The organism is Thermococcus sp., assembly GCF_027008145.1.
GTDB lineage: Archaea > Methanobacteriota_B > Thermococci > Thermococcales > Thermococcaceae > Thermococcus.
This window is the reverse complement of record NZ_JALTCZ010000110.1, coordinates 1-2114: the sequence shown is the minus strand read 5'-3', so window position 1 is coordinate 2114 and position 2114 is coordinate 1. Positions and strand designations below refer to the sequence as shown.

The 2114-nt window shown below is 55.2% G+C and carries 2 protein-coding genes and 1 pseudogene; 2 read left to right on the top strand and 1 reads right to left on the bottom strand.

The features are described 5' to 3' along the window. A pseudogene (locus MVD07_RS05490) lies at positions 1-110 on the top strand (ligand-binding protein SH3); the annotation flags it as partial. A 129-nt stretch (positions 111-239) separates the two neighbouring features. Continuing rightward, the gene (locus tag MVD07_RS05485; RefSeq protein WP_297499490.1) at positions 240-1445 is read left to right on the top strand and encodes an MFS transporter; all 1206 of its coding nucleotides are present in this window, start codon (positions 240-242) and stop codon (positions 1443-1445) included. Positions 1446-1465: 20 nt separating this feature from the next. Here MVD07_RS05485 and MVD07_RS05480 read toward each other — a convergent pair. Beyond that, a partial coding sequence (locus MVD07_RS05480) for a hypothetical protein (protein ID WP_297499488.1) occupies positions 1466-2114 on the bottom strand: 649 nt, incomplete at its 5' end.

Genomic DNA, 2114 nt, shown 5'->3' with positions numbered 1-2114 from the left:
CTGCTTACGTCTTCGGCATAGAGAAGAAGCAGGCGGTTCCAGCTTTAATCCTCGGTGGACTGCTGAGCATGGCTATAACGCTCGGACCGGCCCTTGGTCTGTTCGGGTAAGGGGAGCGGGGTTTATTCAACGGATCTCTACCGCCCCCATCTTACTCCCAATCAGGGTAAGACCGGGGATTTTAAGGGTTCCTGCCCAAAGCTTTAAATTCTCCTGTTTCGACCTCTGGAGGTGGTCAAATGGACATCCCGGAGAGGTTCAAGCTTCTCCTCGTCCTAATGAGCACGGGCTTTCTTGGAAACCTCCTCGTGATCTACTACCTCCAGAAGGGCTTCACCTACGGCCAAATTGGCCTTATTAGTGCCCTAAGCGCCCTTGGCTTCTTTCTCTTTGAGATTCCCACGGGCGTCGTCGCCGACAGGGTGAGCAGAAAGACGAGCGTCCTCATAGGAATTGCCATTTTCTCCCTCGGCACGCTCTTGCTCATCTTCCTCCGGAACTTTCCAATGCTAATCGCCTACGTCCTCATTTCCTCCCTCGGGGCGACTTTCGTGAGTGGCAGTCTTCAGGCGTGGCTCTTTGACAACCTCAAGCACCTCGGGATTGAGGAAAAGTTCAGGGAGGTCATGAAGGATGCTAAAAGCCTCAGCCTCCTGCTCTCGGCAGTCACGCTTCCCCTGGGCGCTTTTCTTGCCCAGTTCTACGGGTTTACCCTGCCACTTGCGATGACGTTGGGGGTGGAGCTCGCCATGCTTCTCGTGGCCCTCTCGATCCCTGAGTACGAGTTCAAGAAGCCGGAAGTTTCCTACCACCTACACGTACTTGGCTCCATGAGGGAGCTCTTTAAGCATGATGTACTCTGGCTGGTGCTCTTCTCCATCTTTGTGGGCATCTCGATGAATCAGTTCAGGAAGTTCTTCGAGCCCTACCTCGGGGAGATGCTCGCTAAGAGCCTCGGGACAACCCTGATGGGCACCCTCGGACTCCTCGGAGTCATTGAGGTCCTCATCAAGAACATCCCCAGGCTCTTGGGAGTGAGACTGAAGGACGAGTGGAGCAGAAAAACCTACGGACTGGCGCCGGTTTTAACCCCGCTTTTAACCCTCCTCTCGGCCATCTATATGAACCCGCTCTTTGTTGTCGTCCTCGGAATGGTCGCCGCACTGGTGAATGCGGCCTTTGCCTTCAACTTCTCCGTAGAGTTCCAGCACAGAATACCGAGCGAAAAGAGAGCCACTATAACCTCCCTCGACATGATGCTCTCGGCTATCGTTATGGCAACCTTCTATACCGCATACGGCTTTGTCGTTGACCTGGTCGGGCTCCGAGAAGCGAGGCTGGTCTTCGCAGTTGCTCTCCTCGGGATAGGCGTTGCTTTCAAGGTCATACAGGCCCTCGGCGTTCTCGGAGATGCCCTTGAGCTGAGGCATCTGGCCGAGGAGTGAGGAACGAATATGGGGGCCCCTTAAAGTCCCTCCATCCTCCTGAGGACGACCACCTTTGCCTCATCGAGTGCCAGCATCCAGGCGAGGGCGTAGCCCCAGATGAGGAGCGAAAGCTTCCAGCCTATTGGGGTCACGAAGATGCCGTAGACCACTATGAGGGTCGCGAGGACTTTTGTTATCACCGCTGACCAGAAGAGGAGGCCGCTTGGGTAGGGCTTCTCCCAGAGGTGCCCCCTCGCCCTCGTCACGAATATCGTGAGGTGCCCCGCCACAGCGAGCTTTAGGAAGACGAAGGACTGTATCTCCGGTCTGCTGAGCAGGAGAACCCTCTCGGCTATGTAAAAGAGGAGGAAGGAGCTTACCACACCGACGAATCCAAGGAGAGTGGAGAGGACAAGGACTTTGTACATGTTCCAGCGGGCGGGCTTCCTCGGCGTTACGACGTTGTCGTACGCTATAGCCAGTATGGGAGCGTCGTTAAAGAGGGCAAGGAGGACTATCATTATCGCCGTTATTGGATAGAAGTTGAAGACAAGTATGGCGAACGTTACGAAGAAGAGAACCCTTATCGTCTCGGTTATGCGATAGACGACGTAGCTCTCCATCCTCTGGAAGATTCTCCTGGCCTCTTCAATCGCGTGGGCTATAACCGACAGTCCCGGCTGGAGG

What these genes read in the sequence shown, in the direction of transcription:
- MVD07_RS05485 (WP_297499490.1), top strand. Translation starts at nt 240, where the DNA reads ATGGACATCCCGGAGAGGTTCAAGCTTCTCCTCGTCCTAATGAGCACG.